Origin of the sequence: Pragia fontium DSM 5563 = ATCC 49100, assembly GCF_900112475.1 — a bacterium.
Classification (GTDB): domain Bacteria; phylum Pseudomonadota; class Gammaproteobacteria; order Enterobacterales; family Enterobacteriaceae; genus Pragia; species Pragia fontium.
Genome location: NZ_FOLW01000014.1, coordinates 1 through 25,876 on the forward strand (window position 1 = coordinate 1; position 25,876 = coordinate 25,876).

The window sequence follows — 25,876 nt, forward strand, 5'->3', positions numbered from 1 at the left end:
AACGATACAGAATCGGTGGAGCGGTAGTTCAGTTGGTTAGAATACCTGCCTGTCACGCAGGGGGTCGCGGGTTCGAGTCCCGTCCGTTCCGCCACCCTTTTAGGGGCGTAGTTCAATTGGTAGAGCACCGGTCTCCAAAACCGGGTGTTGGGAGTTCGAGTCTCTCCGCCCCTGCCATAAAATAGAAAACCCTTTGTGAAAGCAAAGGGTTTTTTGTTATCTAAAATTTAGTATTTCATCTTATATCTGTTAACCGTTCTGTAGATTAATTTAAGCTTATTCTTTCTCTGTGGCAGAGGTTGCAAGGTATTTATGGATTAACTGTTCATATTCACTGTTTTGCAGCCAGATAGCATAAACAGGAATATCTATTGTTGGCGATGATGGAATAAGCTTTAGGTCTGGATACTGTTTTTTCCATGATTCAGGTAAAAATGCGCAGCCATCGGTATTTTTTAGTAACTGTTTGGCCATTAGAGCTGAAGAACCGGTAAGAGAGATAATACTTTCCTGCGAAATGATGGTCTTTTCTTGTTGTACGAACTCCACTCCCCAATCTAAAGAGATATAAGTCCGTTTTTTATCATTAATTTTTCGCTCGGCGGTAAATAAACGGAGCGGTATGACGCCTATCTGCTGACTAATCAACTCATCCATTTTAGAGGGTTCTGTGGCAATCAACAGGTCTAATTGCCTTTCATGTAGCTGTTGAACCAACAAATTTCGTGTTGCTATGCGGGTATCAAACTGTAAATTTTTATGTTGTGAATATAGTAATTCAAGCCAGTCAGTTAGATAGCTTTCCCAGATCAGAGATAGTGCTCCGATAGATAACATATTTTTCTTTTGACTGTTTTTAACTATCGAATTTCGAGCCTGATGCCAGGTGGCGATCATATTTTCAGCATAAGGTAAAAGCTGTTCTCCGGCAGATGTGAGCCGAATATTATTACGGTGTCGGGTGAAAAGATTAACTCCTAGCTGGCTTTCTAACAGTCTTATCCGTGAGCTAACCGCTGATTGTGTAAGATAGAGTGATTCAGCCGCTCGACCAAAATGACGGGTTTTACTGACTTCTAAAAATGTTTTTAGTAATTCGGTATCCACTCAATCTCCAAATAAATCTATCGTTACGATTCAAATTTTTTGTTTTACACGCCGCTTAGCCTCACTAATACTCCGCGCCATAACGGCATTAATTTAGATACTTAGGAGTATGTCAGATGGCGGAAAGCTTCTCCACGACGCATCGTTTTTTTGACAATAAAAATTACCCTCGCGGTTTTTCCCGTCATGGGGATTTCACCATTAAAGAAGCGCAATTACTAGAGCGTTTAGGCTATGCCTTTAATGAGCTTGATTTAGGTAAGCGTGAACCAACAACGGACGAAGAGAAACTATTTGTTGCTGTTTGTAAAGGTGAACGCGAGCCAGCGACAGAGTCTGAAAAAGTATGGGCTAAATACCTCAACCGTATTCGTCGACCTAAACGCTTTCACACCTTATCTGGTGGTAAACCTCAGGTAGATATCGTTGAAGACTTTAATGACTCTGACGATTGATTAACGGGGCCTTAGGCCCCGTTTTTTTATCCAACGGCTTTATAAAGTTGTAGTAACAGTCTATCCATACTTCTATAGCTTAACGCTTCGGCAATATGTTCCCTTTTTATATTTTTATTGCCTGATAAATCAGCGATTGTTCTCGATACTTTTAAAATCCGGTGCCATCCCCGAACGGATAAACCCAGTTTGGTCAGAGCCTGCTCAAGAAATAGAGCATCGTTAATTTCCAGCTTACAAATTTTCTCTACTTCTTTGCTGGTTAGTTGCGCATTAACCTTTCCGTTGCGTTTTATTTGTTCTTGTCTGGCATTAAATACTCTTAAGCGTACTGATTGACTGGATTCACTCTCTTCCCTGCGCTGGCTTAATATGCCTTGCGGTAGTAAAGGAACTTCGATAGATAAATCGAATCGATCGAGAAATGGTCCGGATAGTCGGTTTAAATAGCGCATAACCTGTTGTGGATTTGAACGGCTTTGAATTCCCTGATAGTGCCCTGTTGGGCTGGGATTCATTGCAGCAATGAGCTGTACTTTGGCCGGAAAGCAAACTTTGGCGCTGGCGCGTGAAATAACAATTTCACCGGATTCCAGCGGTTCACGTAAAGCATCCAGTACTTTTCTTTCAAACTCAGGTAATTCATCAAGAAAAAGTACGCCGTTATGTGCCAGAGATATTTCTCCGGGGCGAGGGATTGAGCCTCCACCAACCAGAGCAGCCATTGATGCGCTGTGATGAGGTGCTCTGAAAGGCCGTTTACGCCAGTTTGACGCATTTTGTGGCGTATGAACCAGACTTGCTATAGCAGCACTTTCCAGTGCCTCCTGATCGCTCAGAGGCGGCAATAATGCATTCAGACGAGTAGCCAGCATGGTTTTACCTGTCCCTGGCGGGCCGAGCAGGAGTAAGTTATGCCCGCCGGCAGCGGATATTTCGAGTGCTCTTTTAGCTTGCTCTTGGCCGATAATTTCTTTTAGATCTGGTAATGACTCTTGGTGGTCAAGGCTGGCAGCTTGCTGTGGCGCAGATAGTGAGTTTTCTTCACCGGCTAAAAATTTACAGACATCAAGTAGCGTATCGGCTACCAGATGTTGGCTTTGTTTAATGAGTGCAACTTCACTGGCATTATCTATAGATAGAATCAGAGAACGATGGTTGTTTGATGCAGCCAGAGCCGCGGGTATTGCACCATTAACGTTTTTTATTGCTCCGGATAAGGCCAATTCACCCAAGAATTCATGATACTCAAGTTTATCAACGGCTATCTGTTCTGATGCCGCTAAAATAGCCAGTGCAATGGGTAGATCGAACCTACCACCTTCTTTTGGCAGGTCTGCGGGGGCCAGGCTAACCGTGATTTTTTTCGGTGGAAAAGTAAAGCCACTGTTTATCAATGCGCTGCGCACGCGATCTTTTGCTTCTTTTACGGTTGTTTCCGGTAAGCCAACCAGCGTAAAGTTAGGCATTCCGTTGCTGATATGTACTTCAACACTGACTAATGGAGCCTGTACACCTATTGAAGCTCGGGTATAAATAATTGCTAGTGACATGCCAAGTTACCCATCTTTATTTTTAGATAATCCTGTCAGAGTCAGTGCATATCAATTTATCTATTTTTTGTATTTTGCTTAAAACATAGAGATATATTCCAATTTTTTGCCTGTTTTGCAGTCTATATAGGCGATTTTATGTGGGGTACATCTAATTAAAATATTTTCAAGTCAGTCAGTGTTTTTCATTTATATGATAAATATGGCGTTTTTAATGAATTTTGTTTTGATAAAGAAAACGGAAAGAAAAAATAAGTTGTCACTTAATATAAAACTATGATAACTCTGTATACATTCGTTCGACTGATAAAGAATTTTCTTTGAAACTATGAAGTCTGTAAGCCAAGTGATTAGCCTCGTGATTATTAGTGTGGTGGTGATTATTCTCCCACCGTGCGGGGCAGCACTTGGACAAAGAAAGACCTGATTAGAGGTCCCAAATTCAAGAACCCCCGCACTGAGAAGTCGGGGGTTTTTTTATGGATGATAAAAATTTAATCAATATCAAATAATAAACACAACAAAGCATACGGCTATAAGCATCGGCTAAGAGCACAATACGACGGGGTAAGAATGATGAATGGGGCGCAGTGGGTAGTACATACGTTACGCGAACAGGGAGTTGACACTGTTTTTGGTTATCCTGGCGGTGCAATTATGCCGGTTTATGATGCGCTATATGATGGTGGCGTTGAGCATCTGCTGTGTCGTAATGAACAGGGTGCCGCTATTGCCGCTTTAGGCTACGCTCGAGCAACCGGTAAAGTTGGCGTTTGTATCGCCACCTCTGGCCCAGGAGCAACGAATCTTATCACCGGGTTGGCTGATGCGCTGTTAGATTCTGTTCCCGTTGTTGCTATTACTGGTCAGGTTGCTTCCCCGCTGATAGGTACTGATGCTTTTCAGGAAATTGACGTATTAGGATTATCATTAGCCTGTACTAAGCACAGTTATCTGGTGGAATCATTAGAAGAGTTGCCCTCCATTATTGCTCAGGCATTTGCTACTGCCTGTAGCGGCCGTCCTGGTCCTGTTTTGGTTGATATTCCTAAAGATATCCAGTTAGCGGCCGGAGAGCATTTAAAGCCAGGGTTATTACCGGTCGAAGAAATGGCTCAGGTTGCCAATGAGGATTTGCAAGCAGCCAGAGAAATGATCGCTGAATCTCATAAACCAATGTTATACGTTGGTGGTGGTGTGGGTATGGCTAACGCGGTTGAGGCGCTACGGACATTCACCAAAGTCACTGGCATGCCATGCGTTTCAACGTTAAAAGGACTCGGTGCCGCTGAGGTAGATGACTCGTGTTATTTGGGCTTGCTGGGTATGCACGGCTCCAAAGCTGGTAATCTGGCAGTTCAGGACTGTGATTTACTGGTGGCTATCGGGGTGCGTTTTGACGATCGGGTTACAGGAAAATTGAATACCTTTGCACCTCACGCAAAAGTTATTCATATGGATATCGATCCGGCGGAGTTAGGCAAATTACGAACGCCTCACGTTGCGTTACAGGGAGATTTAAACAAGATATTACCTGCTCTGCAGCAGCCAATGGATATCAATAATTGGCGTAACACGGTAATAGCAATGAAAACTGATTATGCCGCTCGTTACGATCATCCCGGACAACCTATTTTTGCCCCGCTGTTGTTAAAGCAACTTTCTGAAAGAAAACCTGAAAATACGGTCATTACCACTGACGTTGGTCAACATCAGATGTGGAGTGCGCAGCATATGACATTTGGCCGCCCGGAAAACTTCATTACTTCAAGCGGGCTGGGTACCATGGGATTTGGTATTCCTGCTGCAGTGGGTGCACAAATGGCCCGCCCTGACGATATGGTAATCTGTGTTTCCGGCGATGGCTCTTTTATGATGAATGTGCAGGAACTGGGCACCATAAAACGTAAAAAGTTACCGGTGAAAATCGTCTTAATCGATAATCAGCGTTTGGGAATGGTCAGACAGTGGCAACAGCTGTTTTTTGACTCTCGCTATAGCGAAACCAATTTATCGGACAATCCCGATTTTTTAATGCTGGCTCAGGCATTCGGTATTCCGGGGCAGAGTATTTCCCGCAAAGATCAGGTTGATGATGCACTTAATACCTTACTTACCAGTGAAGGACCTTATTTGCTTCACGTTTCTATCGATGAATTAGAAAATGTTTGGCCTCTGGTTCCACCGGGCGCCGGTAACGAAACAATGCTGGAGGAAGTATCATGACAGAACATCAACTTTTCATTCAGACCCGATTCCGCTCAGAAGTTTTGGAACGTTTACTGCGCGTTGTTCGCCACCGAGGTTTTCGGGTATGCAAAATGGACATGAATCAAATGGCTAATGGGGATAACATAAGCATTTATTTAACCGTTTCCAGTGAGAGACCGGTAAACTTACTATTTTCCCAGTTAAAGAAACTTGCGGATGTCAGCAGCGTTGAGATCCTCAATCAAACATCACAACAAATACGCGCATAGCGCGACAAGGAACAGAAACAATGAGCACGAAAAAAGCAGATTATATATGGTTCAATGGTGACATGATTCCATGGGCTGATGCCAAAGTTCACGTTATGTCACACGCATTGCACTATGGTACATCGGTATTTGAAGGTGTGCGCTGCTATGATACCCATAAAGGCCCGGCTGTTTTTCGTCATCGCGAACATATGCAGCGTTTACGTGATTCTGCGAAAATTTATCGTATGCCGGTTTCCTATTCTGTTGATGAATTGATGGCCGCCTGCCGTGAAACATTAAGTAAAAATAATCTGGCAAGCGCTTATATTCGTCCGTTAGTCTTTATTGGTGATGTGGGTATGGGCGTTAATCCACCTGCAGGTTACAACACTGACGTGATCATTGCCGCTTTCCCATGGGGTGCTTATTTAGGTGAAGAAGCGTTGGATCAGGGTATCGATGCCATGGTTTCTTCATGGAACCGTTCTGCGCCAAATACCATTCCAACCGCAGCTAAAGCCGGTGGTAACTATCTTTCTTCATTGTTGGTGGGTAGTGAAGCTCGCCGTCATGGTTATAGCGAAGGTATCGCTTTGGATGTTCACGGTTATGTTTCTGAAGGTGCCGGTGAGAATATCTTCTTGGTTAAAGACGGTGTGGTATTTACCCCAACCTTGACCTCAGCTGCCTTACCAGGCATTACGCGTGATGCCATTCTGAAGCTTACTAAAGATCTCGGTATTGAAGTGCGTGAACAGGTTCTGTCTCGCGAATCTCTCTATTTAGCCGATGAAGTCTTTATGACTGGTACCGCCGCCGAAATTACACCAGTACGCAGCGTTGATGGTATTCAGGTGGGTATTGGTCGTTGTGGTCCGGTCACCAAGAAAATTCAGCAAAGTTTCTTTGGACTGTTCAATGGTCAGACTGAAGACAAGTACGGCTGGTTAGATCTGGTAAACCAATAACTAAAAACAAAAAAGCAAACATAATGCAATAACGGGCGGATTCCATTCCGCCCGCAATTAGACAACGGGAGTGAATAAAGCATGCCTAAGTATCGTTCAGCTACAACTACACATGGTCGGAATATGGCAGGAGCCCGTGCTTTATGGCGTGCTACCGGTATGACCGATGCCGATTTTGGCAAGCCGATTATTGCCGTGGTGAACTCATTTACTCAGTTCGTTCCGGGCCATGTCCATTTACGTGACTTAGGTAAATTAGTTGCCGATCAAATTCAGGCGTCAGGCGGTGTGGCGAAAGAATTTAACACCATTGCAGTGGATGATGGTATCGCAATGGGTCACGGCGGCATGCTGTATTCTCTTCCTTCACGTGAGCTGATTGCTGATTCCGTGGAATATATGGTGAATGCCCACTGTGCTGATGCCATGGTGTGTATCTCCAACTGTGACAAAATCACTCCGGGCATGTTAATGGCTTCTTTACGCCTGAATATCCCGGTGATTTTTGTGTCAGGTGGTCCGATGGAGGCTGGAAAAACCAAGCTATCGGATAAAATTATTAAGCTTGATTTGATCGATGCCATGATTCAGGGCGCGAATCCAAACGTGAGTGATGAAGACAGCGCACAAATTGAACGCTCGGCCTGTCCAACCTGCGGTTCTTGTTCTGGTATGTTTACTGCTAACTCAATGAACTGCTTGGCTGAGGCGTTGGGCTTAGCGCTGCCGGGAAATGGTTCCTTGTTGGCGACGCATAAAGATCGTAAACAGCTTTTCCTGAACGCTGGTAAAGAAATTGTGTCATTAACCAAACGTTATTATGAGCAAGATGATGAAAGCGTTCTGCCTCGATCTATTGCTAATAAAGCCGCATTTGAAAATGCCATGACCATGGATATCGCCATGGGCGGTTCAACTAATACAGTATTACACCTTCTGGCTACGGCTCAGGAAGGCGAAGTTGATTTCACGATGACCGATATCGATCGCCTGTCGCGTCAAGTTCCTCAGTTATGCAAGGTTGCGCCAAGTACGCAGAAATATCATATGGAAGACGTGCACCGCGCAGGTGGCGTGATCGGTATTCTGGGTGAACTGGATCGTGCAGGGCTGTTAAACCGTAATACTAACAATATTCTGGGACTGAACCTGACGGATACGTTGGCTAAGTTCGATATTATGCAGACCAACGATGAAGCGGTTAAAACCATGTTCCGCGCAGGTCCGGCCGGTATCCGTACCACCGAAGCTTTCTCTCAGGACTGTCGTTGGGATTCGCTGGACAACGATCGCGCTGAAGGCTGTATTCGCAGTAAAGAACATGCTTATAGCCAGGAAGGTGGTTTGGCTGTTCTGAACGGTAATCTGGCGATTGATGGCTGCATTGTGAAAACAGCGGGCGTTGATGATGAGCACTTAGTGTTCCGTGGTCCGGCAAAAGTTTATGAAAGCCAGGAAGATGCCGTTGATGCAATTCTTGGTGGCAGAGTGGTTGCGGGTGATGTGGTCGTTATCCGCTATGAGGGTCCAAAAGGTGGACCGGGTATGCAGGAAATGCTCTATCCGACCACATTCCTGAAATCGATGGGATTAGGTAAGGATTGTGCGTTGATTACCGACGGCCGTTTCTCCGGTGGAACATCGGGATTATCGATTGGCCATATTTCTCCGGAAGCGGCTAACGGCGGTTTGATTGGATTAGTGCGTGATGGCGATATGATCGATATCGATATTCCTAAACGCAGCATTGTATTGGACGTTGCAGATAATGAACTGGCTAGCCGTCAGCAGGCAGAAGTTGCTCGTGGTGATAAAGCGTGGACACCAGTAGCCCGCGACCGTCAGGTTTCATTTGCATTACGCGCCTACGCCAGTTTGGCAACCAGTGCCGATAAAGGTGCTGTACGGGATAAAAGTAAGCTGGGAGGCTAAATATTATGGCTGTTCCATCGCCGCTCTCTTCTGCACCTACGGGTGCAGAGTATCTACGCGCTGTGCTTTGTTCGCCTGTGTATGATGTCGCTCAGGTCACACCGTTACAGGAAATGAATAAACTTTCAGCGCGTCTGAAAAATACCGTATTAGTTAAACGGGAAGACAGACAACCAGTACATAGCTTTAAGCTGCGTGGTGCACACGCCATGATTGCCGGGCTTAACGAACAACAGAAAGCAAATGGCGTTATTGCCGCTTCAGCGGGTAATCATGCGCAGGGTGTCGCACTTTCAGCTTCAGGGCTGGGTATCCGCTCTTTAATTGTGATGCCTATGACGACACCGGACATCAAAATTGATGCGGTGCGTGGCTTTGGCGGTGAAGTGCTGTTGCATGGCGCTAATTTTGATGAAGCCAAAGCTAAAGCCATTGAGCTTTCTCAACAGCAAGGCTATACCTTCATTCCGCCGTTTGACCATCCGGCGGTGATTGCCGGACAAGGCACTATTGGTATAGAGCTGATTCAGCAAGATGCACATATCGATCGCATTTTTGTTCCGGTTGGCGGTGGCGGTCTGGCTGCTGGTGTGGCCGTACTGATTAAGCAACTGATGCCAGAGATCAAAGTGATTGGCGTTGAGACTGAAGATTCCGCGTGTCTGGTTGCTGCATTAAAGGCAGGTCAACCGGTTGATCTTGATCGCGTGGGGCTGTTTGCTGATGGCGTTGCAGTAAAACGTATCGGTGATGAAACCTTCCGCTTATGTCGCGAATATCTGGATGATGTTATCACGGTTGATAGCGATGCCATTTGTGCAGCAGTAAAAGATTTATTTGAAGATGTGCGTGCTATTGCTGAGCCTTCCGGCGCTTTGGCGCTGGCTGGCCTGAAAAAATATGTGCAGCAGCATAATCTGCAAGGGGAACGCTTAGCCTGTGTTCTGTCCGGAGCTAATCTGAACTTCCATGGTTTACGCTATGTTTCCGAGCGTTGTGAATTAGGTGAGAAGAGAGAAGCACTGCTTGCCGTCACTATTCCGGAACAGAAAGGCAGTTTTCTGAAGTTCTGTCAGTTATTAGGTGGACGTTCCGTTACCGAGTTTAACTATCGTTATGCCAGCGATAAAAACGCCTGTATTTTTGTTGGTGTCCGATTAACCGGTGAGCAGTCTGAACGACAAGATATCATCAGTGAGCTGCAAAATGGCGGTTATCAGGTTGTCGATTTATCTGATGATGAAATGGCTAAGCTGCATGTGCGTTATATGGTCGGTGGTCGACCGGCCAAGCCGCTTAGTGAAAAACTATACAGTTTTGAGTTTCCTGAGTCAGGGGGAGCGTTACTGAAGTTTTTACAAACGTTAGGGACGTTCTGGAATATTTCTCTATTCCATTATCGTAGCCACGGTACTGACTATGGCCGCGTTTTAGCCGCATTTGAGCTGGCCGGGCATGATGCTGAATTTGAACAGCATCTTAAACAGCTGGGATACGATTACCACGATGAGACAGACAATCCGGCATTCCGTTTTTTCCTTGCTGGATAATCATAACGGTGTCTGAAAGCCGCTGAATACGTCATTCAGCGGCTTTTATTGTTCAGATAATAGCTTATGGGTGGAAGATGACATGGCGCAATTCAACGGGTTTACTCAGCAGGGCTTAACCTTTTTACAGGATGTCAGAATCCACAACAGTAAAGATTGGTTTGACGAACATCGACACATTTACGACCAGCAGATTGTTACCCCATTTCGTCATCTGGTGGACGATCTCAGCCAAAGTATGGTGCTGATTGATCCTGAATTTGAAACTCGCCCGGCCATTGGCAAAACCTTGTCCAGAATTCATCGCGATACTCGCTTCAGTCATGATAAATCCCGCTATCGCAGTCAGATGTGGCTGACGTTTAAACGTGCGAGTAAAGACTGGAAAGATGCACCGGTTTACTTTTTTGAGATTGCCCCCGATTTTTATCGTTACGGACTTGGTTATTACAGCGCCAGCAGACAAACCATGGATTTACTGCGTTTGCTGATGCGTACCGAACCCAAAGCATTTTTAGCCGTAGCCAAGCGTTGTAAAACACCGTTTGAGCTGGTGGGTGAAAGCTATAAACGCCCGCTGGTGAAAGAGCAAGATGCCCAAATTGCCGATTGGTATAATCGCAAAAGTTTTGCCGTTATGTGTACCAGCCAGAATATGGAAACGGTGTTCACTGACGGGCTGGTTTCCCATTTGGAGAAAGGTTTTCAGCAACTGGCACCGCTTTATCACTATTTGATGCGCGTTGAAGTGATGAAGCGGAATCCGGATGAATAACCTTATCTGGCGGTTATATTAACTGCCAGAAAGCGTGAATTAATGGTTCACCGAGCCGTTTTTTCTGTACGCAAACCCCGAGGTCAAACGCTGAAGTGAGCGTAACATTGTTGGCAACGGTAATTCGGCTGCGTATCGTTTCCGGGCTGTTATCCAATACGACACTCGGGATTAATGCGACGCCACATCCCAAAGCCACCATTGAAACAATGGCTTCATGACCAGCAACGGTGGCGTAAATTTGCGGGTTACTGATGTGATGACGTCGAAACCACTGATCGATACGCCTTCTGGTAGGGCCATGCTCTGGCAGAATAAAAGGAATATTGGCCCAGTCTGGTTTATGTTCCGACATTTGCGTGTGCACCGGGCAGGGTAACGCTGGTGTAATCAGCACCAGAGGCACTTCACCTATTTTTGTGAAATCGATCGTAGAAGGTAAATTTTCTGGTCGCCCGGCAATGGCTAAATCAGCATCATTGGACTGAATTTTGTCGACGGCATCGGCAGCATCACCGGTAGTGAGTTTAATTTCTACATTAGGATGCAGCGCTCGAAATTGGTCAAGGATCGTGGGTAAGTGGCTATAGGCTGCGGTAACCGAGCAAAAGATACGTAATTCACCGCTGAGAGATTCCCCTTTTTGTGCCAGGGCATTGCGCAATTGTTGGTAATGTAACAAGGTTTGTTGAGCAAAGACTTTCAATTGCTGGCCGGCTTGGGTTAATTGCACGGTACGGTTATCACGTAAAAAAAGGATTTGCCCCAGTTCTTCCTCTATTCTTTGTATCTGCCGCGATAGGGTTGAGGGGCTAACATAGGTCGCTTTAGCGGTTTTGCCAAAGTGCTGGCTTTCCGCCAGATGAAGAAACAGTTTTAAATCACGTAGATCCACATTGAGTTACCGATTATTACGTTGCATAAATTGCAATATCATCTTCTTAATATATCAATTTAAGCAATGTAGTTCTTGTCTTATTATGGATCTCAAGCGTACTTGCTTTTCGGTAAGTACCAACATAACAGAACACAGCATAACAATGCATAATGGAGAATAATAATGGCTAACTATTTCAATACGTTAAACCTGCGTCAGCAGCTGGCTCAATTAGGTCAGTGTCGTTTTATGGGCCGCGATGAGTTTGCTGATGAGGCCGGTTTTTTGAAAGGTAAAAAAATCGTTATTGTCGGATGTGGTGCTCAGGGTCTTAACCAAGGTCTGAACATGCGCGATTCTGGTTTGGATATCGCTTATGCATTACGTAAAGAAGCGATTGATGAGAAGCGTGCTTCATGGCGCAAAGCGACTGAGAACGGTTTTAAAGTCGGTACTTATGAAGAGCTGATTCCACAGGCAGATTTAGTGATTAACCTGACGCCAGACAAACAGCATTCTTCAGTAGTTCAGGCGGTTCAGCCATTAATGAAGCAAGGTGCTGCGTTAGGTTATTCTCACGGTTTCAACATTGTTGAAGTCGGTGAAAAAATTCGTGCGGATATCACCGTTGTGATGGTTGCACCGAAGTGTCCGGGAACTGAGGTTCGTGAAGAATATAAGCGCGGCTTTGGTGTTCCAACTCTGATTGCCGTTCACCCGGAAAACGATCCGAAGGGCGAAGGCATGGCAATTGCTAAAGCTTGGGCAGCGGCAACTGGCGGTCATCGTGCTGGCGTTCTACAGTCTTCTTTTGTTGCAGAAGTAAAATCTGACCTGATGGGTGAGCAAACAATTCTGTGCGGTATGTTACAGGCGGGTTCACTGCTGTGCTTTGACAAGATGGTTGCTGACGGTGCTTCACCGGCATATGCAGAAAAATTAATTCAATTCGGTTGGGAAGCGATTACAGAAGCGCTGAAGCAAGGCGGAATTACCCTGATGATGGATCGCCTGTCCAATTCGGCTAAACTGCGTGCGTTTGCTTTGTCTGAACAGCTGAAAGGTCTGATGACACCGCTATTCCAAAAGCATATGGATGACATCATTTCCGGTCATTTTTCTGAAGGCATGATGGCTGACTGGGCGAATAATGATGCAAATCTATTAGGATGGCGTGAAGAGACCGGCCGCAGTGCATTTGAAAATGCCCCGCAACAGGATGGTAAAATCAGCGAGCAGGAATATTTTGATCACGGCGTACTGATGGTTGCCATGGTGAAAGCCGGCGTTGAGTTGGCGTTTGAAACGATGGTTGTTTCAGGCATCATCGAAGAATCAGCTTACTATGAATCACTGCATGAACTTCCGTTGATAGCGAATACTATCGCTCGTAAGCGTCTGTATGAAATGAACGTCGTTATCTCAGATACGGCTGAATATGGTAACTACCTGTTCTCTAATGCTGCAGTGCCGTTACTGCGTGAGAAGTTCATGGCTTCACTACAGGCTGGGGATTTAGGTAAAGTGGTTGCAGCAACTGAAATTGATAATGCTCAGCTGCGTGACGTTAACGAAGCTATCCGTAACCATCCAATTGAAGTTGTTGGTAAGAAACTTCGTGGTTATATGACGGATATGAAGCGTATTGCCGTTGCCGGTTAATTATCTATTATCTGTTTAGCGTTTTAAAAGCCGGAAATTTCCGGCTTTTTTATTGAAAGTTTTGCATAACTAGATTGAGTTAATATTTTCGATTGTTTATATAAATCGTATTTATAATTATTACCCGTTCTATTATACTGCCGTCTTTCGTTTTTATTATTTTATATGCAAGGAATAGAAACAATGGAATGGTATAAAAAGTGTTTTACTCAGTACGCAGATTTTTCAGGCCGAGCTCGTCGTAAAGAGTATTGGATGTTTACTCTTTTTAATTTACTGGCCATTATCGTATTAGCGATTGTCGGTAGTATTTTAGACTCAGTATTTGGTTCAAACGGTGCAGTAACTGGTATTTTACTGATTGTATATAGCTTGGCGATTATTATTCCAAGCTTATCTGTTACGGTTCGCCGCCTGCATGATACTGATAAAACCGGTTGGTGGTATCTGCTGGTATTTATTCCATTTGGTTCACTGGTTCTGCTAGTGTTTACTATTTTGGAAGGAACTGCTGGCCCAAATACTTATGGTCCATCACCAAAATAAATATAGATTCTTATTGCTGAATCATCCACCCGTACCTTTAACTGTACGGGTTTTTTATTGCCGTTTTCCAAGCATGTTAGGTTAGCCGCGTTTTTGTTATACTTCTCTTCCCCTATTTCCATTGGTTAATTGTCCTGTTTATGCGTCTAAATCCCAGTCAACAACAAGCCGTTGAATTTGTTACCGGGCCTTGCCTGGTTTTAGCCGGAGCAGGTTCAGGTAAAACCCGAGTTATCACCAATAAGATAGCTTATTTGATCCGTGAGTGTGGTTATCAGGCTCGCCATATTGCAGCGGTGACCTTTACCAATAAAGCCGCCAGAGAGATGAAAGAGCGGGTATCACAAACGCTGGGGCGTAAGGAAGCGCGCGGATTGATGATTTCTACCTTTCACACCTTGGGTCTTGAGATTATTAAGCGTGAACACGCTGCGCTGAATATGAAGTCGAATTTCTCTTTATTTGACGATCAGGATCAGATGGCGTTGCTGAAAGACCTAACGGAAAAGTGGCTGGAAAATGATAAGACGCTGTTATCACAGTTAGTTTCAACCATTTCCAATTGGAAAAACGATTTAATTGGCCCTGCTGGAGCCGCAGCTTCAGCCAAGTCTGAGCGGGATAAGCTATTTGCCCACTGTTACGATCTGTATGATAAACAGCTTAAGTCGTGCAGCATTCTTGATTTTGACGATCTGATTTTATTGCCGACTTTATTATTGCAGCGTAATGAAGAAGTTCGTGAGCGCTGGCAAAACCGATTGCGCTATCTTCTGGTGGATGAATATCAGGATACCAACACCAGTCAGTATGAACTGGTTAAGCTGCTGGTTGGCAATCGGGCACGATTCACGGTGGTAGGGGATGACGATCAGTCTATTTATTCATGGCGTGGTGCCAGGCCTCAGAATCTGGTGCTATTAAGTCAGGATTTCCCTGCACTTCAGGTGATTAAGCTTGAGCAGAATTACCGTTCATCCGGGCGCATATTAAAAGCCGCTAATATCCTTATTGCTAATAATCCCCATGCGTTTGAGAAAAAATTATTTTCTGAGCTGGGATACGGCGAAGAATTAAAAGTTGTTACTGCCAATAACGAAGATAATGAGGCTGAGCGGGTTGTTGGTGAGCTAATAGCTCATCATTTTATTAATAAAACTGATTATCAGGATTATGCGATTTTGTATCGTGGCAACCATCAGTCGCGCATTTTTGAAAAAGTGCTGATGCAGAATCGTATTCCTTATCGTATTTCGGGCGGAACATCCTTCTTCTCTCGACCTGAAATTAAAGATTTGATGGCCTATCTGCGGGTGTTAACCAATCCGGATGATGACAGTGCATTTTTGCGCATTGTTAATACGCCGAGGCGTGAAATTGGTCCGGCAACGTTGGAAAAGTTAGGTAATTGGGCTAATCAGCGGGCGGTAAGTTTATATCGAGCCAGTTTTGACGTGGGTCTGGAGCAGCATCTAACCGGACGAGGATTAGAGTCGTTACAACGTTTCACTCACTGGCTGGCTGGTGTTACCGCAACTTCGGAAAGAGAACCGATTGCCGCCGTCAGGGATTTGATTCACGGCATTGACTATGAAAGCTGGCTATATGAAACCTCTCCCAGCGCTAAAGCCGCTGAAATGCGCATGAAAAATGTCAATCAGCTATTTGGCTGGATGACTGAAATGTTGGAAGGAAGCGATCTTGATGAACCGATGACCCTGACGCAGGTGGTTACCCGTTTTACTCTGCGGGATATGATGGAGCGCGGAGAAAGTGAGGAAGATGTGGATCAGGTTCAATTGATGACGTTACACGCTTCCAAAGGGCTTGAATTTCCTTATGTTTATCTGGTTGGTATGGAAGAGGGGCTACTTCCTCACCAAAGCAGTATTGATGAGGATAATGTCGATGAGGAACGTCGTTTAGCCTACGTCGGAATCACTCGGGCACAGAAAGAGCTGACCTTTACCCTTTGTCGAGAGCGTCGTCAGTTTGGTGAGTTAGTTCGGCCTGAGCCAAGCCGGTTCTTGCTGGAACTTCCTCAGGACGACTTAGCCTGGGAACGTGCGCGCAAAGTGGTTTCTGCCGAAGAACGTATGGAGAAGGGAAAAGGGCATTTGGCGAATATTCGCGAGCAGTTGGCTAAAGCTAAATCGCCAGATAAATGACAGGCTTTAAAAAATAATCCCGATAAACAATGCTTATCGGGATTAATATTTAGTGTATTTTTAGGATGGATAAATGTGTATTTTTATTTATCCTTGAACGATATCATTATAACGCTCAATAACCCTTAGCTGTTTGTTTTGTAGGTCATTTAAAAGATTTTCATCTTTGTTTTTACCCATGTCACGTACAGCAACTTTGGCTGAAATATTGAAGGCATTTAATGCTTCGATATATCTGCTGAGTTTACTTTCTTTTAAGCTTTCTTTAATCAGCGTGGCTGGATTTTCTTGAGCTTTTTTCAGTTCATCCAGCGCGGTTTCGATCAATTTTGCTTTCGCTTCATAAGCGGCTTTATCTGATTTTTTCAGGTTACCATTTTTGTTGTAATCGTTAACCAAACCGTCAAAAATAGCAGAAACATCATCGATACTGGTGTAAATCACCACCATGGTATCGAAGCCTTTGGCTTTTAGCGACGCTAACTCTTTTGCATGAAGTTGCTCATACAGATTGTTATGGGCTACGCGAGCGGCATCTTTAGCGGCTTCGTAGTTTTTGTAGGCTTCAGCCATGGTTTTATGTAGTTCTGGTGCCTTTTTGAAGTCATCCAGTTTAAATTCTTCGCTGGTTTTGTAGTAATCGATGAGCGTATCTGTTGCTTTGCTCATGGCAATAACGCTACTGATGTAGATAAGACCAGCTTCATCAATTTCAGGCATCGCTGGCTTCATATTTTTAATGGCTTCGCCTGCTTTTTTGTAATTCTCTAGTTCAGTTGAGCTAACTTTTCCTAAGGGACTAAAGGCTCGCATGGTAAAGAATGGATCCAGCGTATTTTCTTTGGCTCTGATTTTTTTTAGTGAAAATTTGCCATTTTTTTCGGTGAGTTCCATGTACTTTTCAACAGCATCAGGAATACGGGAAAGATTATTGAAAGCGATTAAGCCACCAATTCTTTTTCCATCAGCACCTTTCACATCAATGGAAGATTTGTTGTTGAATACATCAAGCCACAGGTTACCTTTTTCAGCTTCTTGCGCTGTTTGATCAACGCTAGTGCTCTGCTGAGTCGCTGATGCTGGGACTGATTCAACAACTTTAGGTTCTGCTGGTGTTGACGGTACTGATTCAACGACTTTTGGTGGCTGGGAACCAGAGGTAGCTGCATCTTTATCATCACATCCTGCAAGCAAACCGGCGATTAATGATGCTAACAGTAGTCTTTTAGTTATCGTTAATTTATTCATTCATAGAATCCTTTCATCAGCATATTTGTTTTAAATATATCGCCAGCCATTGAAGATCTTGGCTGTAATATATGAGTTAGTGAATGACTGGAACTTAACGGCTTAAATCGTCGTTATTAAGAGGGGAGTGTGGCTGTTGGTTTGCCAACGGCTCTCTTGTTGCAGCGCTTCAGCCTGTAGAGGATACAATGAAAACCACGCATTATCTATCTGGATGTTTAATTGTTCACCAACACTACTGATACATATTTCTGGTATTAAATCAGAGTGACGGGCTCGACAAAATAAAATAGCGATGCGTAATAAACGAACTAACTTTTGAGCCTGAGGTAGCGATAATGCATTTTGTTCTGCCAGTACCGATACGTTAATGGTATTGGTTTGGTTCAGGAGCAAAGCGGCCAGAAGTTTTCTCTGTGCCGGTGTGAAACCAGGCATTTCGATATGGCTTAACAGGTAGGATGCATGTTGGGCTGATTGCTTAAAATCAATGCTAAGTCCAATCTCATGCAGTTGGATTGCCCAATGCAATAGATCTGACATGGCTTCATTGATATGCCAACTCTCTTTCAACTGTTGGCAAAGGTTGTTTGCCAGTTGGCTGACCAAATTTGCCTGATTTTTATCGATAGCGTAGCGATGCTGAATAGCTTGTACTGTTCTCTGACGAATATTTTTATCAACCGGGCGATTAAGCATGCTATAGACTAACCCTTCGCGAAGGGCGCCACCGGCCAGAGTCATGCTGTTAATATCAAAGGTTTGAAAAATAGCAATCAGGATAGAAAGGCCGCTGGGAAATACTAACGCTCTTTCTAATGTCAGTCCTTCTATTTCCAGCTCTTCCAGCTTGCCGCATTGAATCGCCTGCGCTTTCAATTGTAGAAGTTTATCAAGGGTGATTTGTTCATCCATGCCTTGAGTGACCATAATTTCCTGTAGCGCCTGAACGGTGCCTGATGCACCAACGCAGATTTGCCAACCTTGATGCTTCATTGTCTCAGCGGTGCGCTGTAAATGGTTTCTGGCGGCGAGTTCAGCCTGATAAAAGTTATCTGCGCTGAGGACTCGGTCACTAAAATAACGTTCAAGCCAAGTGACACAGCCCATTGGTAAACTGACCAGTTGAGATATTTGGTCGTCATTTCCGGTGATTAACTCGGTACTTGCGCCACCAATATCGACAACTAGTCGGGATTTTGCTCCACCGGTAGTATGAGAAACACCTTGATAGATCAGCTGGGCTTCTTCTTCCCCGCTGATAATTTTAATTGGAAGGTTAAGGATTTTTTCTGCTTCGGATATAAATCGATCGGCATTCCTGGCCGTACGTAATGCTGCTGTTGCAACAATGCGTACGTGCTCTGACGGAATGTCATACAGACGCTCGGTAAATAATTTTAAGCACTGCCAGCCACGCTGCATGGCTTCTTCTGACAAGTCATTTCGATCGTTTAGTCCGGCAGCCAATCTGACCTTACGTTTGATGCGATCGAGGATTTGAATCGTCCCTGCAGTTTCACGGATAACCAGCATATGAAAGCTGTTTGAACCAAGGTCAATGGCAGCATAGAGAGGCGATTCACCTGTTCGTCTATTCATATGGTTAATTAGTTACCCGTGTAGGCTTCATTAATATTATCCAGGGCGTTTTCTGTTACGTGGTGGACCATTACGGCGTGGGCCACTACTGCGTCTTGGACCACCTGCATTACGTGGACGCGGAAGGCGTTTTGGTGCAGGAAAATCGGTTAACAGCGCATCTGAATTATAACGACTGACCGGAATTGAATGTTCGATATACTCTTCAATCGCTGGCAAGTTTAAGGCGTACTGTTCACAGGCTAATGTAATGGAATGACCACTGGCTCCAGCACGTCCGGTACGACCTATGCGGTGAACGTAATCTTCACAGTCATCAGGTAAATCGTAGTTAAATACATGAGTCACTTCAGGGATGTGTAAACCGCGGGCGGCAACATCGGTCGCTACTAAAATATCCAGATTGCCTTTGGTAAAGTCATCAAGGATATGTAAGCGTTTTTTCTGGGCAACATCACCGGTTAATAAGCCAACCCGGTGACCGTCGGCAGCCAAGTGGCCCCAGATATCTTCACAGGTATGTTTGGTATTAGCGAAAATAATGCAGCGATCGGGCCATTCTTCTTCAATCAACGTTTGTAACAAACGCATTTTGTCTTCATTAGACGGATAGAAAAGCTCTTCTTTAATTCGATGGCCAGTTTTTTGGGTTGGCTCAACTTCAACATATTGTGGGTTATTCATATGCTCAAAGGCTAATTCACGTACCCGATAAGAAAGGGTGGCAGAAAAAAGCATATTCAATCGTTGGTTAGTCGCAGGCATGCGACGAAATATCCAACGGATGTCTTTAATAAACCCAAGATCGAACATTCGATCGGCTTCATCAAGTACCACTACTTGGATAGCGCCCAGATCGATATGATTTTGTTTGGCATAATCGATAAGACGTCCGGTGGTACCGATCAGAATATCAACGCCAGCCTCTAATACTTTGAGTTGTTTATCGTAACCGTCACCGCCATAAGCCAGACCGATCTTTAAACCTGTTTCATGAGCTAATGCTTCAGCGTCATTATGAATTTGTACCGCCAGTTCGCGGGTTGGGGCCATAATTAAGGCGCGTGGTTGATTGACCTGGCGGTTGCTGTCAGGTGCATGTGTTAGTAAATAATTAAAGGTTGATGCCAGAAAAGCCAATGTTTTTCCGGTACCCGTTTGTGCCTGTCCTGCAACATCATGCCCTGCAACCGTATGAGGAAGCGCCAATGCCTGAATTGGTGTACAGTAATGAAAACCTTTATTTTCAAGGGCCTTTACTACCGAAGGGTCTAGTGCGAAGTCGGCAAACTTCTGTTCAGTTAAGTGTGTTTTGCTCATAGTAGTGTAGAATATCAGTTAACCTAGTATTCACGAAAGTATTGCTTTACGAATGCGTATCCGTTGAAATAAAGTCATCATATATTCAACGTTTCGTTGGCTAATATAACACCAATGAAACAATATCTAATCCTGTGGAGTCAAACATGAGCGAAAAAATTATTCACTTAACCGATAGCAGCTTTGAAATTGATGTTCTAAAAGCTGAAGGTCCTGTGCTGGTGGATTTTTGGGCTGAGTGGTGTGGTCCATGCAAAATGATTGCCCCTATTCTGGATGAAGTAGCGGCTGAATATGAAGGTAAACTGACGGTTGCAAAACTCAATATTGATCAAAACCCGGCAACGGCTCCTCAATATGGTATCCGTGGTATTCCAACTCTTTTACTGTTTAAAGACGGTGCTGTGGCTGCAACTAAAGTGGGCGCGTTATCAAAATCTCAGCTGAAAGAGTTTTTGGATAACAGCATTTAATTGAGAGTTAAATGATTTTTTGGTGATAGCTCTTTGTTTATCCATCAGGTTTGCATGGATAAACAAGGGATATCCCAACAATGTATTGAGATGGATGAACGCTTTATTTGCGTTTTTTACGCAAAAAATAGGGGTATATAGGGTATTTTGTTAGTGCAACCGTAGACTATGGTAATAAAGCATGCTACCTTTAATCTCGCTTCATGCAATCTTATCTATTACGTAATACGTACTCGTTTTAAAATCGTAGCTTAAAAGAGCTTTGTGCAGTTTACTCATCATTTATAGACTGTAGATGCTATGATTTTAAAACAGGTTTTAGAATGTATATCCATGCACTATTTCTAAGTTTTCTGATTATGTAGTCAGGCTTCGTCATGATACTTTTCTGATATAAAAATAGTGAATTGGATATTCTAATAATACGAGCGTGGCGTGCACCGTCAGCTATTCATCAAGACTTTTCGAGACAGACCCCAAGTTAAAGAACCCACCATTATGAATCTTACCGAACTAAAAAATACGCCGGTCTCTGAGTTAATTACTCTCGGCGAAAATATGGGGCTAGAGAATCTAGCTCGTATGCGCAAGCAAGATATTATCTTTTCAATCCTCAAACAGCATGCAAAAAGTGGAGAGGATATTTTTGGCGATGGCGTGTTGGAAATTCTACAGGATGGATTTGGTTTCCTCCGTTCTGCAGACAGTTCTTACCTCGCAGGTCCCGATGATATTTACGTCTCTCCTAGTCAAATCCGCCGCTTTAACTTACGTACTGGTGACACCATTTCTGGCAAGATTCGTCCGCCTAAAGAAGGTGAGCGTTATTTTGCACTGTTGAAAGTGAATGAAGTTAACTATGACAAGCCGGAAAATGCCCGTAATAAAATTCTGTTTGAAAACTTAACGCCGTTACATGCCAACTCTCGTTTGCGTATGGAGCGGGGAAATGGTTCAACAGAAGACTTAACTGCGCGAGTACTGGATTTAGCCTCACCTATCGGTCGTGGCCAGCGTGGTCTGATCGTTGCGCCGCCAAAAGCCGGTAAAACCATGCTGCTGCAAAATATTGCGCAAAGTATTGCCTATAATCATCCGGATTGCGTTTTGATGGTGTTGTTAATCGATGAACGTCCGGAAGAAGTTACCGAAATGCAGCGTTTGGTTAAAGGTGAAGTGGTTGCTTCTACTTTTGATGAGCCAGCTTCTCGCCACGTTCAGGTCGCTGAGATGGTTATCGAAAAAGCTAAACGTCTGGTTGAGCATAAAAAGGACGTTATTATCCTGCTGGATTCAATAACCCGTCTGGCTCGCGCTTATAACACGGTTGTACCTGCTTCAGGTAAAGTATTGACCGGTGGTGTGGATGCTAATGCGTTACATCGTCCTAAGCGTTTCTTTGGTGCTGCACGTAATGTGGAAGAGGGCGGTAGCCTGACCATTATTGCTACTGCGCTGGTAGATACCGGTTCTAAGATGGATGAAGTTATCTACGAAGAATTTAAAGGTACCGGTAATATGGAACTGCATTTATCCCGTAAAATTGCGGAAAAGCGCGTGTTCCCAGCCATTGATTACAACCGTTCAGGTACACGTAAAGAAGAGTTGCTGACAACGTCTGAAGAATTACAAAAAATGTGGATTCTGCGCCGAATTATTCATCCTATGGGTGAAATTGACGCGATGGAGTTCCTCATTAATAAGTTAGCGATGACGAAAACCAATGATGAATTCTTCGATATGATGAAGCGTTCGTAATAATAGATTAAATAGTATGAGTATTAGGTTAATATCCTGATACTCATTAATTTTATTGAGAGCCGTTAATCGTGAATTTCCTCGGTATGAGTGGCGATCTTATCGTCATTTTTTTGTTTTCTCTGGTCTTCTTGCTTGTTATTCGCAAAGTAGCCCAAAGAATTGGTTTAGTTGATAAGCCTAATTATCGGAAACGTCATCAGGGACTGATTCCTTTAGTCGGTGGTATTTCTGTTTATGCCGGGATTTGTCTGTATCTTTTTCTTAACTGGAATGAGATGGAGCAACCCGGCATTTATCTTATTTGCGCTGGCGTTTTGGTTGTTGTTGGCGCTTTTGACGATCGGTTTGATATCAGCGTTAAATTTCGGGCATCCATTCAGGCTCTTGTTGCGATAGCCATGATGTTTTTTGCCGGGCTTTATTTAAGTAGTCTGGGACATATTTTTGGACCATGGGATTTAGTTCTTGGACCTTTTGGTTATTTGCTCACTCTGTTTGCCGTATGGGGAGCTATCAATGCTTTTAATATGGTAGATGGCATAGATGGTTTGCTTGGCGGTTTAGCCTGCGTGACTTTCGGAGCGCTAGGGATTTTGCTGGTTTTAGATGGGCAGGCGTTTTTGGGCTACTGGTGTTTTGCTATTATTGCCGCGATTATTCCCTATCTGTTACTCAACCTTGGGGCCTTTGGTAAACACTATAAAGTGTTTATGGGGGATGCCGGCAGCACACTTATTGGTTTTACGGTAATCTGGATCTTATTGCAAAGTACCCAAGGTGTTGGGCATCCAATGAACCCGGTGACGGCGCTGTGGGTTATTGCTATTCCTCTGATTGATATGATTGCCATTATGTATCGTCGTTTACGTAAAGGTATGAGTCCTTTTTCTGCCGATCGGCAACATATTCATCATCTTATTATGCGGGCCGGATTCACTTCCCGTCAGGCTTTCGTTTTAATTACTTTGGCTGCCGCAATATTGGCGGCTATTGGTGTTATCGGTGAACACATTCCATTTGTCTCTGAATGGATGATGTTGGCACTATTTTTGCTTGCATTTATATTGTATGGCTACTGTATTAAACATGCCTGGCGCGTTGCTCGCTTTATTAAGCGTATCAAGCGTCGCATGCGGCGGTCACATGATAACCAGCGTAATTCCTAACCAGAGGCTTTTGTCTTAGACATGAAACCAGATATGCAGTCAGTTGAGAATGAATTAGATATCCGTGGTCTGTGCTATTCATTGTGGTATGGCAAATTATGGATTGTTGGTATTGCTGCTTTTTTTGCCATGGTGGCATTAGCCTATTCCTATCTTGTGAAACAGGAATGGAGTACTACGGCGATTACCGACAAACCGACAGTGAGCATGCTCGGCGGTTATTATTCACAAGAGCAGTTTCTGCGAGGCCTTACTCGAAATAATAGTAGTAGTGGGGTAACGACTGAAACTCCGATTACTGAGGATGTGTATGGCGAGTTTATTATGCAGCTTTCCTCTTATGACTCGCGCCGCGATTTCTGGTTGCAGTCTGATTATTATAAGCAGCGCAAGGAGGGAGAACCTCGCGCTGATGCCGTGTTACTGGATGAATTGATTAACAACATTGTATTCACTCCCAAGGATGATAAAAAAGGGATGAATGACAGTATTAAGTTGACGGCTGAAACACCAAGCGATGCTAATCAGCTTTTACGTCAATATATTAATTTTACCAACCAAAAAGCGGTATCTGGCTTGAATGAAGAGCTGGAGGGGACGTGGCTTGTGCGTAAAACAACCTTAGCTAATCAACTGAAACGTCAGGAAGAGATTGCTAATGCCGTTTATCAGCGTGAACTCAAGCGTGTTCAGCACGCCCTGAGTATTGCAGAGCAGCAAGGTATCACTCGTTCACAGACTGACGTGCCCGTCGATCAGCTACCCAACTCAGAGCTATTTTTACTTGGCAAGCCAATGCTGCAGGCTCGATATGAGACCTTACAAGCTAGCGGTCCCGACTTTGATAACGATTACGATCACGATCGTGCGGTACTTTCCTCATTGGATGATGGTGTAAAACTGGATACCCAATTTAAAACTTACCGTTATTTACGGACGCCGGAAGATCCAATTACTCGCGATAAACCTCGCAGAATGTTTTTGTTGATTATGTGGGGTGGTATCGGTGGCTTGGTTGGTGCTGGTATTGCGTTAACCCGTAGACGTCAGAATAATAATTAAGGCCAGGTACTCTCGCGTACCTGAATGGCAGTTTACTGTCGTGATAATTGACTGAAGAGATAGCTTTGTGAAAGTGTTAACTGTGTTTGGCACACGACCTGAAGCGATTAAAATGGCGCCGCTGGTGCATGCATTGGCGGCCGATGATTATTTCGAATCAAAAGTTTGTGTGACGGCCCAGCATCGGGAGATGCTGGATCAGGTACTGCATTTGTTCAATATAAAGCCTGACTACGATTTAGATATTATGCGTCCAGGGCAAGGGCTAACCGAAATTACCTGCCGTATATTGGAAGGGCTAAAGCCAGTATTGGAAGAGTTTAAGCCGGATGTAGTCTTGGTTCATGGTGATACCACCACCACGATGGCAACCAGTCTGGCCGCTTTTTATCAGCGCATTCCGGTAGGGCATGTTGAAGCAGGCTTGCGCACTGGCGATCTTTATTCCCCATGGCCAGAAGAGGGGAACCGGAAGTTAACTGGTCATCTGGCGATGTACCATTTTGCTCCAACGGAAACCTCAAAACAAAATTTGTTAGCTGAAGCGATAGCCGACAAACAGATTACTGTTACCGGTAATACCGTTATTGACGCGCTGTTTTGGGTACGCGATCGGATCCGTACTGACTCTGTACTGCGTCAGGAAATGGAACAACGTTACGCTTTCCTACAAAAAGATAAAAAAATTATTTTAGTGACCGGGCATCGACGCGAAAGTTTTGGTGATGGTTTCGAGCGTATCTGCGGTGCGCTGGCGGATATAGCTCGTACTCATCCTGATGTTCAGGTTATTTATCCGGTCCATCTTAATCCTAACGTTCGTGAACCGGTTAAGCGCATTTTAAGCCATATTGATAACGTTACCTTAATAGAACCTCAGGATTACCTACCGTTTGTCTATCTGATGGATCACGCCTATTTGATATTAACCGATTCGGGTGGTATCCAGGAGGAGGCTCCTTCTCTTGGTAAGCCAGTCTTGGTGATGCGTAATACCACTGAACGTCCAGAGGCTTTAGCAGCCGGTACGGTGAGATTGGTTGGCACAGATGTTGCATTAATTATTAAAGAAGTGAGTCGCTTATTAACGGATGAAAACGAATATCACTTAATGAGCAAGTCGCATAATCCTTACGGTGATGGCAAAGCCTGTCAGCGTATTCTCGATGCTTTGAAAAAATAATCTGGT

Annotated in this window: 22 protein-coding genes and 2 tRNA genes; 18 read left to right on the forward strand and 6 right to left on the reverse strand. The window is 44.3% G+C overall.

Going from position 1 to position 25,876, the window contains the following annotated elements; all coding sequences use genetic code 11:
- Positions 1-17: 17 nt before the first annotated feature.
- Together BMZ28_RS15280 and BMZ28_RS15285 are read left to right on the forward strand one after the other, a co-directional pair.
- Positions 18-94 (forward strand) — tRNA-Asp (locus tag BMZ28_RS15280).
- Between the two features lie 7 nt (positions 95-101).
- Positions 102-177: transfer RNA gene (locus BMZ28_RS15285), tRNA-Trp, on the forward strand.
- 99 nt (positions 178-276) lie between these two features.
- Here BMZ28_RS15285 and hdfR read toward each other — a convergent pair.
- Positions 277-1,107, reverse strand: a complete 831-nt coding sequence (gene hdfR / locus BMZ28_RS15290) for an HTH-type transcriptional regulator HdfR (protein ID WP_074824541.1) — start codon at positions 1,105-1,107, stop codon at positions 277-279.
- Positions 1,108-1,223: 116 nt separating this feature from the next.
- Here hdfR and BMZ28_RS15295 point away from each other — a divergent pair, with 116 nt between their 5' ends.
- On the forward strand, positions 1,224-1,562 hold the full coding sequence (locus BMZ28_RS15295; RefSeq protein WP_047782405.1) for a MaoP family protein: 339 nt from the start codon (positions 1,224-1,226) through the stop codon (positions 1,560-1,562).
- A 26-nt stretch (positions 1,563-1,588) separates the two neighbouring features.
- Here BMZ28_RS15295 and BMZ28_RS15300 read toward each other — a convergent pair whose 3' ends face one another.
- Positions 1,589-3,115 carry a YifB family Mg chelatase-like AAA ATPase gene (locus BMZ28_RS15300; protein ID WP_047782404.1) on the reverse strand — a complete coding sequence of 509 codons (1,527 nt, stop codon included), beginning with the start codon at positions 3,113-3,115 and terminating at the stop codon, positions 1,589-1,591.
- A gap of 328 nt (positions 3,116-3,443) precedes the next feature.
- Here BMZ28_RS15300 and ilvL point away from each other — a divergent pair, with 328 nt between their 5' ends.
- From ilvL to BMZ28_RS15335, 7 genes are all read left to right on the forward strand, one after another.
- A complete protein-coding gene (gene ilvL, locus BMZ28_RS15305; protein WP_071845532.1) occupies positions 3,444-3,542 on the forward strand; it encodes an ilv operon leader peptide in 99 nt (32 codons plus the stop codon).
- 149 nt (positions 3,543-3,691) lie between these two features.
- Positions 3,692-5,341, forward strand: coding sequence for an acetolactate synthase 2 catalytic subunit (gene ilvG / locus BMZ28_RS15310; protein ID WP_074824638.1), 1,650 nt, complete (start codon positions 3,692-3,694; stop codon positions 5,339-5,341).
- Complete coding sequence (ilvM, locus tag BMZ28_RS15315; protein ID WP_047782403.1) at positions 5,338-5,595, forward strand: acetolactate synthase 2 small subunit; 258 nt, start codon at positions 5,338-5,340, stop codon at positions 5,593-5,595. The genes ilvG and ilvM overlap by 4 nt, the downstream gene beginning before the upstream one ends.
- Before the next feature lie 20 nt (positions 5,596-5,615).
- Positions 5,616-6,545: a branched-chain amino acid transaminase gene (locus tag BMZ28_RS15320; RefSeq protein WP_047782402.1), complete on the forward strand. Its 930-nt coding sequence runs from the start codon at positions 5,616-5,618 to the stop codon at positions 6,543-6,545.
- Between the two features lie 81 nt (positions 6,546-6,626).
- Positions 6,627-8,477, forward strand: a complete 1,851-nt coding sequence (gene ilvD / locus BMZ28_RS15325; protein ID WP_074824544.1) for a dihydroxy-acid dehydratase — start codon at positions 6,627-6,629, stop codon at positions 8,475-8,477.
- A 5-nt stretch (positions 8,478-8,482) separates the two neighbouring features.
- On the forward strand, positions 8,483-10,027 hold the full coding sequence (ilvA, locus tag BMZ28_RS15330; protein ID WP_047782400.1) for a threonine ammonia-lyase, biosynthetic: 1,545 nt from the start codon (positions 8,483-8,485) through the stop codon (positions 10,025-10,027).
- Between the two features lie 82 nt (positions 10,028-10,109).
- Positions 10,110-10,802, forward strand: a complete 693-nt coding sequence (locus tag BMZ28_RS15335) for a DUF2461 domain-containing protein (protein ID WP_074824547.1) — start codon at positions 10,110-10,112, stop codon at positions 10,800-10,802.
- A 13-nt stretch (positions 10,803-10,815) separates the two neighbouring features.
- Here the strand turns inward: BMZ28_RS15335 and ilvY are convergent, their stop codons facing one another.
- Positions 10,816-11,697 (reverse strand): HTH-type transcriptional activator IlvY, encoded by an 882-nt coding sequence (gene ilvY / locus BMZ28_RS15340; protein ID WP_074824551.1) that lies wholly within the window; start codon positions 11,695-11,697, stop codon positions 10,816-10,818.
- Positions 11,698-11,862: 165 nt separating this feature from the next.
- Between ilvY and ilvC the strand changes: the two genes are divergently transcribed.
- The 3 genes from ilvC to rep all read left to right on the forward strand — a co-directional run bounded on the left by ilvC (position 11,863) and on the right by rep (position 16,055).
- Positions 11,863-13,341 carry a ketol-acid reductoisomerase gene (gene ilvC / locus BMZ28_RS15345; protein WP_047782397.1) on the forward strand — a complete coding sequence of 493 codons (1,479 nt, stop codon included), beginning with the start codon at positions 11,863-11,865 and terminating at the stop codon, positions 13,339-13,341.
- A gap of 183 nt (positions 13,342-13,524) precedes the next feature.
- A complete protein-coding gene (locus tag BMZ28_RS15350; protein ID WP_047782396.1) occupies positions 13,525-13,887 on the forward strand; it encodes a DUF805 domain-containing protein in 363 nt (120 codons plus the stop codon).
- 140 nt (positions 13,888-14,027) lie between these two features.
- The gene (gene rep, locus BMZ28_RS15355; protein WP_074824553.1) at positions 14,028-16,055 is read left to right on the forward strand and encodes a DNA helicase Rep; all 2,028 of its coding nucleotides are present in this window, start codon (positions 14,028-14,030) and stop codon (positions 16,053-16,055) included.
- Positions 16,056-16,142: 87 nt separating this feature from the next.
- On the opposite strand, the gene BMZ28_RS15360 is transcribed toward rep, so the two are convergent.
- The 3 genes from BMZ28_RS15360 to rhlB all read right to left on the reverse strand — a co-directional run bounded on the left by BMZ28_RS15360 (position 16,143) and on the right by rhlB (position 20,225).
- Entirely contained in the window at positions 16,143-17,303 is a 1,161-nt protein-coding gene (locus BMZ28_RS15360) for a DUF3829 domain-containing protein (protein WP_047782394.1), read from the reverse strand.
- A 102-nt stretch (positions 17,304-17,405) separates the two neighbouring features.
- Positions 17,406-18,905 carry a guanosine-5'-triphosphate,3'-diphosphate diphosphatase gene (gppA, locus tag BMZ28_RS15365; RefSeq protein WP_074824554.1) on the reverse strand — a complete coding sequence of 500 codons (1,500 nt, stop codon included), beginning with the start codon at positions 18,903-18,905 and terminating at the stop codon, positions 17,406-17,408.
- 36 nt (positions 18,906-18,941) lie between these two features.
- Positions 18,942-20,225: an ATP-dependent RNA helicase RhlB gene (gene rhlB / locus BMZ28_RS15370; RefSeq protein WP_047782392.1), complete on the reverse strand. Its 1,284-nt coding sequence runs from the start codon at positions 20,223-20,225 to the stop codon at positions 18,942-18,944.
- A 146-nt stretch (positions 20,226-20,371) separates the two neighbouring features.
- Here rhlB and trxA point away from each other — a divergent pair, with 146 nt between their 5' ends.
- From trxA to wecB, 5 genes are all read left to right on the forward strand, one after another.
- The gene (gene trxA / locus BMZ28_RS15375; protein ID WP_047782391.1) at positions 20,372-20,698 is read left to right on the forward strand and encodes a thioredoxin TrxA; all 327 of its coding nucleotides are present in this window, start codon (positions 20,372-20,374) and stop codon (positions 20,696-20,698) included.
- 498 nt (positions 20,699-21,196) lie between these two features.
- Positions 21,197-22,456, forward strand: a complete 1,260-nt coding sequence (gene rho / locus BMZ28_RS15380; RefSeq protein WP_047782390.1) for a transcription termination factor Rho — start codon at positions 21,197-21,199, stop codon at positions 22,454-22,456.
- Between the two features lie 71 nt (positions 22,457-22,527).
- Positions 22,528-23,625 carry a UDP-N-acetylglucosamine--undecaprenyl-phosphate N-acetylglucosaminephosphotransferase gene (gene wecA / locus BMZ28_RS15385; RefSeq protein WP_047782389.1) on the forward strand — a complete coding sequence of 366 codons (1,098 nt, stop codon included), beginning with the start codon at positions 22,528-22,530 and terminating at the stop codon, positions 23,623-23,625.
- 21 nt (positions 23,626-23,646) lie between these two features.
- On the forward strand, positions 23,647-24,687 hold the full coding sequence (gene wzzE, locus BMZ28_RS15390) for an ECA polysaccharide chain length modulation protein (RefSeq protein ID WP_047782388.1): 1,041 nt from the start codon (positions 23,647-23,649) through the stop codon (positions 24,685-24,687).
- A gap of 67 nt (positions 24,688-24,754) precedes the next feature.
- On the forward strand, positions 24,755-25,870 hold the full coding sequence (wecB, locus tag BMZ28_RS15395) for a non-hydrolyzing UDP-N-acetylglucosamine 2-epimerase (RefSeq protein ID WP_074824556.1): 1,116 nt from the start codon (positions 24,755-24,757) through the stop codon (positions 25,868-25,870).
- The last annotated feature ends 6 nt before the right edge of the window (positions 25,871-25,876 follow it).

What these genes read in the sequence shown, in the direction of transcription:
- BMZ28_RS15295 (WP_047782405.1), top strand. Translation starts at nt 1,224, where the DNA reads ATGGCGGAAAGCTTCTCCACGACGCATCGTTTTTTTGACAATAAAAAT.
- BMZ28_RS15300 (WP_047782404.1), bottom strand. Translation starts at nt 3,115, where the DNA reads ATGTCACTAGCAATTATTTATACCCGAGCTTCAATAGGTGTACAGGCT.
- ilvL (WP_071845532.1), top strand. Translation starts at nt 3,444, where the DNA reads ATGAAGTCTGTAAGCCAAGTGATTAGCCTCGTGATTATTAGTGTGGTG.
- ilvG (WP_074824638.1), top strand. Translation starts at nt 3,692, where the DNA reads ATGAATGGGGCGCAGTGGGTAGTACATACGTTACGCGAACAGGGAGTT.
- ilvM (WP_047782403.1), top strand. Translation starts at nt 5,338, where the DNA reads ATGACAGAACATCAACTTTTCATTCAGACCCGATTCCGCTCAGAAGTT.
- BMZ28_RS15320 (WP_047782402.1), top strand. Translation starts at nt 5,616, where the DNA reads ATGAGCACGAAAAAAGCAGATTATATATGGTTCAATGGTGACATGATT.
- ilvD (WP_074824544.1), top strand. Translation starts at nt 6,627, where the DNA reads ATGCCTAAGTATCGTTCAGCTACAACTACACATGGTCGGAATATGGCA.
- ilvA (WP_047782400.1), top strand. Translation starts at nt 8,483, where the DNA reads ATGGCTGTTCCATCGCCGCTCTCTTCTGCACCTACGGGTGCAGAGTAT.
- BMZ28_RS15335 (WP_074824547.1), top strand. Translation starts at nt 10,110, where the DNA reads ATGGCGCAATTCAACGGGTTTACTCAGCAGGGCTTAACCTTTTTACAG.
- ilvC (WP_047782397.1), top strand. Translation starts at nt 11,863, where the DNA reads ATGGCTAACTATTTCAATACGTTAAACCTGCGTCAGCAGCTGGCTCAA.
- BMZ28_RS15350 (WP_047782396.1), top strand. Translation starts at nt 13,525, where the DNA reads ATGGAATGGTATAAAAAGTGTTTTACTCAGTACGCAGATTTTTCAGGC.
- rep (WP_074824553.1), top strand. Translation starts at nt 14,028, where the DNA reads ATGCGTCTAAATCCCAGTCAACAACAAGCCGTTGAATTTGTTACCGGG.
- BMZ28_RS15360 (WP_047782394.1), bottom strand. Translation starts at nt 17,303, where the DNA reads ATGAATAAATTAACGATAACTAAAAGACTACTGTTAGCATCATTAATC.
- gppA (WP_074824554.1), bottom strand. Translation starts at nt 18,905, where the DNA reads ATGAATAGACGAACAGGTGAATCGCCTCTCTATGCTGCCATTGACCTT.
- rhlB (WP_047782392.1), bottom strand. Translation starts at nt 20,225, where the DNA reads ATGAGCAAAACACACTTAACTGAACAGAAGTTTGCCGACTTCGCACTA.
- trxA (WP_047782391.1), top strand. Translation starts at nt 20,372, where the DNA reads ATGAGCGAAAAAATTATTCACTTAACCGATAGCAGCTTTGAAATTGAT.
- rho (WP_047782390.1), top strand. Translation starts at nt 21,197, where the DNA reads ATGAATCTTACCGAACTAAAAAATACGCCGGTCTCTGAGTTAATTACT.
- wzzE (WP_047782388.1), top strand. Translation starts at nt 23,647, where the DNA reads ATGAAACCAGATATGCAGTCAGTTGAGAATGAATTAGATATCCGTGGT.